The organism is Vibrio sp. V01_P9A10T6, from assembly GCF_963877065.1.
GTDB classification, from domain to species: Bacteria; Pseudomonadota; Gammaproteobacteria; order Enterobacterales; family Vibrionaceae; genus Vibrio; species Vibrio anguillarum.
Window position 1 is genome coordinate 1 of sequence record NZ_CAWNTB010000048.1, and the last position, 7379, is coordinate 7379.

General features: G+C 43.3%; 7 protein-coding genes. 3 read left to right on the forward strand and 4 right to left on the reverse strand.

Annotated features, from left to right (window positions below):
• Both AACQ21_RS02980 and AACQ21_RS02985 read right to left on the reverse strand, forming a co-directional pair.
• Positions 1–430: DUF1097 domain-containing protein (locus AACQ21_RS02980; protein WP_105976832.1), on the reverse strand; the 430-nt coding region annotated here is incomplete at its 3' end.
• Positions 431–758: 328 nt separating this feature from the next.
• The gene (locus tag AACQ21_RS02985) at positions 759–1664 is read right to left on the reverse strand and encodes a LysR substrate-binding domain-containing protein (protein ID WP_013867825.1); all 906 of its coding nucleotides are present in this window, start codon (positions 1662–1664) and stop codon (positions 759–761) included.
• 239 nt (positions 1665–1903) lie between these two features.
• Here AACQ21_RS02985 and focA point away from each other — a divergent pair, with 239 nt between their 5' ends.
• Entirely contained in the window at positions 1904–3355 is a 1452-nt protein-coding gene (gene focA / locus AACQ21_RS02990) for a formate transporter FocA (RefSeq protein WP_105976833.1), read from the forward strand.
• A 107-nt stretch (positions 3356–3462) separates the two neighbouring features.
• Here focA and AACQ21_RS02995 read toward each other — a convergent pair whose 3' ends face one another.
• The gene (locus AACQ21_RS02995) at positions 3463–4335 is read right to left on the reverse strand and encodes a YdcF family protein (RefSeq protein ID WP_105976834.1); all 873 of its coding nucleotides are present in this window, start codon (positions 4333–4335) and stop codon (positions 3463–3465) included.
• Positions 4336–4640: 305 nt separating this feature from the next.
• On the opposite strand from AACQ21_RS02995, the gene AACQ21_RS03000 reads away from it, so the two are divergent.
• The gene (locus tag AACQ21_RS03000) at positions 4641–6125 is read left to right on the forward strand and encodes a peptide MFS transporter (RefSeq protein WP_094151505.1); all 1485 of its coding nucleotides are present in this window, start codon (positions 4641–4643) and stop codon (positions 6123–6125) included.
• Positions 6126–6312: 187 nt separating this feature from the next.
• The gene (locus AACQ21_RS03005) at positions 6313–7104 is read left to right on the forward strand and encodes a siderophore-interacting protein (RefSeq protein WP_105976835.1); all 792 of its coding nucleotides are present in this window, start codon (positions 6313–6315) and stop codon (positions 7102–7104) included.
• Positions 7105–7230: 126 nt separating this feature from the next.
• On the opposite strand, the gene AACQ21_RS03010 is transcribed toward AACQ21_RS03005, so the two are convergent.
• Positions 7231–7379 (reverse strand): UTRA domain-containing protein (locus AACQ21_RS03010; protein ID WP_146127539.1); only part of this gene is annotated, 149 nt, incomplete at its 5' end.

Consider the following 7379-nt stretch of genomic DNA (forward strand, 5'->3'; position numbering starts at 1 on the left):
ACCACATACCACTTGTTTTCATCGCAAAACCAAAAAGGCCACCTAATATAAGTGATGGAATAACCAGTTGCCAATCCCCACCCGCAGCAAAAGTGGCACAAGCGCCAATAAAGGTTCCAGGGATATAGCCAAGCCATGCTTTCGACGCTTGAATGCACATTAAAAATGCCACCACAGCAGTGACCACGTAACCCAAAATATCCAAGCTCACCAAACTGGATGAATGAATAATCACCATTGCCCAAAAAACGCCACTGATATTAGTTATCAAACTTTCTGCAAGACCTTTAATACCCTCGGTTGGCGAGGCAAAATAACTCGTACATCCTAAAAATCCAGCCCATGATAGTAAGCCAAACGAAACAGCTATCCAGCCCCAAACACCAGAAAGAATGCCTGTCGTTAGTGAAATCGCAAATAGTGTGCTCATAGCGCCCTCATTTAGCCGCTATCTGCCTGTCATTTGACAAGCCGTTGTTATAGCGACATCAATAAATCAAGTGCCGATATTAAAAGCTTCAATTGAGGATGACTAGTGATTAAAGTCTCAAAGTGAATGCAATAAGCACACTTATTTCATTGAAATGTTGACGCAAACGATAAATCAACACATTTAAAGTGCTTTCTAATCGAGCATGAGCGTTAGATTAGGTGATGAGGGTGTGTGACCTGATGCTAAATGCGAACACTCAATAGCTTCACTTATCACACCCCATATTGAGAAGTAACAAAGTAAACCATAACCCAGATTAACAAGCTTAAAGTACGCTTGGTCGTCCTTTCATCATGCGCAGTCCTTCACGCTTAATGCACTCAACCAACGGGTTTTCAGCCATATCTGCTCGCCAAATAAACGACAACGTTCTTTCCATATTCAGATCAGGCACATTGAGCGCTACCAGTTGGCCATTCTCAATAAAGCGTTCTACATCGAGGTAAGGTAAACAAGTTAAGTACGGACCATTCGCAACCATACTGCGTAGCACAGGAACATGTTCGTACTCTCGCCACACATCTAAATCGGAAATAAGATGGTGAATCGAGCTATCAAAAATATTGCGAGTACCAGAACCGTGTTCTCTTAACACCCATTTGGCTTGTTCAAGCTGTGCAAGACTCACCGTTTTACATTTGGCAAAAGGATGATGAGCCGAAGCTATCACTGTTAGGTGATCTCGACACCACACTTCTTGGGAAATACGGTTATCATCGCATCGACCTTCAATGATACCAAGGTCATATTTGTAGTCGAGGATGCCATCGATCACCCCTTTGGTGCTTTTCACACCAAGCTCAATACGCATCTCTGGGAAATCGTTATCAAGAATGCTGATAAGGTCCGGGACGAGGTGCTCGGCAGGAGTCTGGCTGGCCCCCATACTGATTTCACCGCTAAGCAAGTGCTGATCATAAAAGCCCATTTCGATCTGCTGAGCATCTTGTAATAAACGCTTCGCTTTCGGCCTAAGCCACATTCCCCAATGAGTTAATGCCATCTGCTTTCCTTGTCTTTCAAACAAAGGGCGACCTAACATTTTTTCCAATTGTGCTAGCGACATACTGGTCGCGGATTGAGTTAACGCTAATTTATCCGCAGCTTGACTGACGCTGCCACTATCGGCAACAGCATCGAAAACTGCTAATTGTTTGAGTGAATACCGCACTGCTTTTCCTATTTAGCTTTCATCTACTGCGCGCCACACCTTTAATTTCAAGGGAGTTAATATGCGCAAACGGTTTTATTCTACTCTTTCATTTATTCATATCAATTCATTTGATGAGTAATCTAAAAATTATCAATTTTACTACTTCATGACCCGTTCGTTAGTCTGTATAGGAAGCAAGGCATGACGCTTTGTTTGAACTTGGGAGGTAATTATGAAATTGAGCTTTGGGAGCGTGTATGTCAGCAGCCTACTCTGAAAATAAACAGCTGTTCTCACCGATTGAGATGATGGCAGAAGCCGAGAAATTTGCATTAAGCAAAGCCAAGAAAAGTAGCGGTATGACACTGAGCCTTGCCATTATGGCTGGTGCTTTTATCGGCTTAGCATTTTTGTTCTACATCACTGTCACCACAGGCAGTGCTAACGCAGGTTGGGGGCTCAGTCGGTTAGCGGGTGGTTTAGCCTTTAGCATGGGGCTGATTTTAATCGTGATTTGTGGCGGTGAACTGTTCACTAGTTCCGTATTGTCGAGCATTTCTTGGGCCAATAAACAAATCAGCTTTAGCAAAATGTTATCCATTTGGGGCAAGGTCTATATCGGTAACTTCATTGGTGCCATGTTCTTACTGCTTTTGGTTACTGGGGCTGGTCTCTATCAGTTGGATGATGGTCAATGGGGTTTGAATGCGCTGAACATTGCGCAGCACAAACTGCACCATACACCGGTTCAAGCATTTTCTCTTGGGGTGCTATGTAACCTACTGGTGTGTCTTGCTATTTGGTTAACGTTCAGCTCTGCCAACGCGATGACTAAAGCCGCAATGACAATTTTACCTGTGGCGATGTTCGTCTCTAGCGGCTTTGAGCACTGCGTAGCCAACATGTTTATGGTCCCTTTAGGCATTGTGATTCAAAACTTTGCACCAGAAAGCTTCTGGCAACAGATCGGCGTCAGTGCCACTCATTACGCAGATTTGAACATTCATCAATTTGTGATGGCAAACCTTATCCCAGTGACTTTGGGCAATATTGTCGGCGGTGCCGTGTTAGTTGGCCTCGCCAACTGGTCTATTTTCCGCCGTCCACAACTTAAAGCCGCAAACATCAGCACCATTACGGAAACAGCAACAATTACGTCAGTGAAGGAAACGAAAATGAATAAAACAATTACAGTTAAAGACATTATGAACACCCAACCTGTAACTCTAGGCGTGGAAATGCCAACCGCAGTAGCGATTGATATGTTGCTGGATAACCAGCTCGATAGTGCTCCTGTGGTTGATGTGGCTGGTCGTTTGGTCGGATTTTTCTCAGCTCACGATGTCATGGTGGATTTATGGTGCCAAGACTACCTCCCTACCGAAGGGCAAAAAGTGGTGGATCTTATGAGCCGCGATGTTATCGCCATCGATGCATCTGACCGTCTGATTGATATCGCCGAATTTTTATGTATTGATAAAGAACAGTTATACCCTACCACTAGCATGGGCATTGCTACTCGTTTTAGCTCACTCTCTTTAGAAGAGCGCGCAAAAAGCATGAAAGTGAACAAACCACAAAATCTCCCCGTCCTTGAAGATGGCAAGTTTGTCGGTATGCTAACTCGTAACCATGTACTGGCAGCACTACGTCCAATTTATGGCGAGCGTCTAAGCGTGGTCAAAGAGCGTACGTTAGAAACGGCTTAACACGTTGTTTTGTTCAAAACGGTTTTTGGTCAGGAAATAAGTCGCTTGACTAAAAAGCAAAGACCCCGCATTGCGGGGTCTCTTTGATTCATCTATTTCGCTTGTTACTATCCCTGACGCCACCAGCGTCCGACGCACGGGTTTTCAGGATCAAGATATCGATTCAATAACGTTAAGTTGCTGTCGAACAAAATAAGATAAGGTTGAATCTCACTGACACTTAACGCCCTCTTTGTGGCATTGATACACTGCATCAATAAATCCGTAAGACAGCGAACAAAAACCCACTTTGGGTTGTCTGCGATTTTATGGTTGATCGCTAAAATAGCCTCATATGCTATTTGGTAAGGAATGGCTCTCACTTGCGTGAGATCGCGCAGAAATGAGCCCGCCACGACACCTTCAAGGTAGACACGGTAAGTCGTTAGTTGATCGACCAATAGAAACAGTTCCGCGGCTAAATGCGTATAAGGGTATTTCACCGCTAGGTGATCGTGCAGATCCGGTGAAATAGCCAGCGTGATCTCCATCATTTCACAGCGTTGTTTAAGCACTCGCAGTAACCCTTGCTCATCCATTAATTGCTGAATTTCAAAAATACGCTGCAAGTGATAGTCGTTAGAAATGAAAGTGACTGGTAGTATTTTTTGCGTGTCAATGTCACCGTTTTTTTGCAGCTCTAACGCGACGTTTTCGATATTTTCCACTGTGCTGGTCGAGTGTTCTTCCAGCAAAATGCGGTTATTCAAAAGTGACACATTGAGCCGAGTAAGCTCCGATTGAAGGTAATGATACATAGCCTTCGCTTCAGAAATCTGTTGCCCTAGCGTGAGCCCACCACATAAGGCAATGACACTATGATCGATGTCATGACGTTGTAACGCCTTAACAAGGCCATCAACACGGCTACGCCCTTCTAATGTTAATTGCTGATCAACAAGTCGTTTACCTAATACGATATAAAGATGCTCGGCTACCATCGTTATTTTTCTCTCTCCATTCCAGCCACCATAAAACTTGTGTCATAGCAATCGACATCAAGAAAGCAGCAGTATTAAAACGTATGGTTTGGTAACACGTAAATACTCCTACATGTGCATAGTGCTTGAGTCAAAAAATAAAATAAACAATCACTTTTTAAACATTACTCAAACGATAGCCACGCATTAGAAATGCTCGTGTATAAAGTAAGGTTTCTGCGATAATTGTTTCAATTTATTTATAACTACCGATGATAAAATCCACAGGAATAAACTCTAAAAATCCACTACATGGAGAGATTAATATGTGGAATAAACTCAATAAATCAATGATGTTCTGCCAAATGATGTTTGGCTTATCATTTTACGGGGTAATGGTTATCCTAACCCGTTTTTTTCTAGAAGATTTGGATTATAACGAAGCTGATACCATGATGGTGGTAGGAGCATTTTCATCCATTGGCCCCCTTTTTGCGATCGCTGGTGGTTTTATTGCCGATAAGTTCCTTGGCGCTTATCGTTCATTAACCATTGCCTACGGCGCTTTTGCTCTTGGTTACACGCTACTGGTGCTGGGTGCCTCAACAACCAACGTCGCGATGGCATTAGCAGGCATCGCTTTAGCGAGCTACGCACGCGGATTAATGTCTCCTTCTTACCCCAGTTTATATAAACGCACTTTTAGCTCCCAAGAACATTTTGAAAACTGTTACCCTGTCAATTATTCGGTAAACAATGTGGGGGCATTACTTGGCCAATATTTATTCCCGATGTTTGTTTTAGTGATCGGTTTTCACGGTAGCTTTATGCTCTCAGCCATTTTGGCAGCGTTCGCCTTTGCCACTTTAATTGTGTTTAACAAATCATTAGTGAATGCTGCAGCTGAGATTGATCAAGCTCCCGTAAGCGTGAAAAACTGGCTCGCCTTTTGTGCAGTATCATGCGCGATGGTTGGGCTAGTTTTCTTCATGTTTTCTAATATGGACATCGGTCAAAACATCGTTTATGCCATTGGTGCAGCTGCCATTTTTTACTTCATCTTTTTGATGTTTAAAGCGAATCGATCCGATACCTTGAAAATGGGCACTATTCTTATCATGACGGTGCTCACCACCTGTTTCTTTGTCTATTACGGGCAAATGATGACCTCCATGACCATGGTAACCATTAATACGATGCGTGGTGACTTATTTGGATTAATTCCAATCGCTCCTGAAGCATCAATGGCGATGAACCCACTGTGGTGCATTGTTGCTGGGCCAGTCATTGCTATGACTTTCTCTTCACTGGAAAAGCGAGGCATTAATTTTTCAACAGCCACTAAAATTGGCTTTGCATTCATCTTTACCGCCATTGCATTTGGCATTTTAACCATGGCAGTCATGAATATTGGTGCTGATGTTGTCATCAGACCAGAAGTCTTTTTGGTGATCCACTTCTTCCAAGCTTTTGCGGAAGTCATTGTTGGTAGTTTAGTAGTGGCCTTCATTTTGTCAGTGGCTCCCAAGCACATCGAAAACTTTTCGGTTAGCCTCTTTTCAGTCGCCATCGCCTTAAGCGGCATTGTGGGTGCGGTGTTCTCAACCTCCATCGCATTAGAAAAAGGTCAAGTGATCAGTCAGCATATCGTCCAAAGCGTTTATGGCGACTACTTTAAAATGCTCACGATCTTAGCCGTAGTGATGGTAGCAGTGGCCATCGTCGCTTCATTGGTTGTTCGAAAAATGCTTGAAGCATCAAAAATGAACGAACGGGATGAACTTGCAGAAGTTGCACCTAACGAAGTTTAAACATCAGCAAAATGTGAGCATTATTAAGCCTCATACCATTATGCGTATGGGGCTTTTTATCTGCAAAGTTACATATTCCCATCTCTTCAAAGTAAAATAACGTAAATGATAGTTATTATCATTGAATCAATTAAGCACTCAGTTTAAGGTTATACCTACAAAAGACAAAACGGTAATCTAGAGAATAATGAAAAAAGAAACAGAACCTAAACGCTCTTTCTATCCACTCACGGTTGTGGGTAGTCAGCAGATTTCGCCTTCCCTGCAACGCATTACGTTACAGGGTGACTCAATTGAGCATTTTACACTTGAAAACGAAGGCGATTATATCAAGCTGTTGTTTAGTGAAGATGGTGGCACTGATTTGTCACGGTTAACCCCTGATCAGCGCCCAATAATGCGCACTTATACCATTCGAAGTTTTGATGCGACCAACAATCGCATTGAAATCGATTTTGTACGGCACGAAGCGGAAGATAAGCAGTGCGGATTTGCAGTCAGATGGGCGATGCATACGGCCATTGGCGATACGATTTCAATCGCTGGCCCAGGTAAAGCTCAAGGGTTGAATCCCAATGGGAAATGGTTTTTCTTAGCCGCTGACATGACCGCGATCCCTGCCCTTGCAGCTCAATTAAAACGCTTACCGCGTGATGCAAAAGGTTATGCAGTAATTGAAATTGAGCATGTGGATGACAAACAGGCACTACAGGCTCCGGAGAACATAGAGATCTCTTGGGTAGTGAAAGATAGCAGCACCAATTTGGCGACTTCGGTTATCGAGAAAAATTGGCTGGGTGAGAATGGCTCGGTATGGTGTGCGTGTGAATTTGATACTATGCGCGCGCTAAGAGGGTATTTTCGCAATGAAAAAGAGATAGCGAAAGACTATATTTATATCAGCAGCTACTGGAAACGTGGCGTCAGTGAAGATGGGCATAAACAGCTCAAACAAACGGATGCACAAACTCAGTCATAAACAGCAATAACACAGTAAAAAGGTGACTTAATAGAGGTCGCCTTTTTCATTGAATGCGCTCAATTTTCAACGAACATAGCTTTAACAGACCTAGTTTTAACGGACCTAGTTTTAACGGACATAGCCTCAGCGGGCCACAGTAAGCTTGGCTAACGACTCAATACAAATCGCGTCATGTCGCCAGTATTCGATGCCACAATCGATCAGTTCACCCTGTTGATTATAATTAATGCGCTCAACGACCATCGCCGGAGTGCCTGATGTAGCGCGTAGCG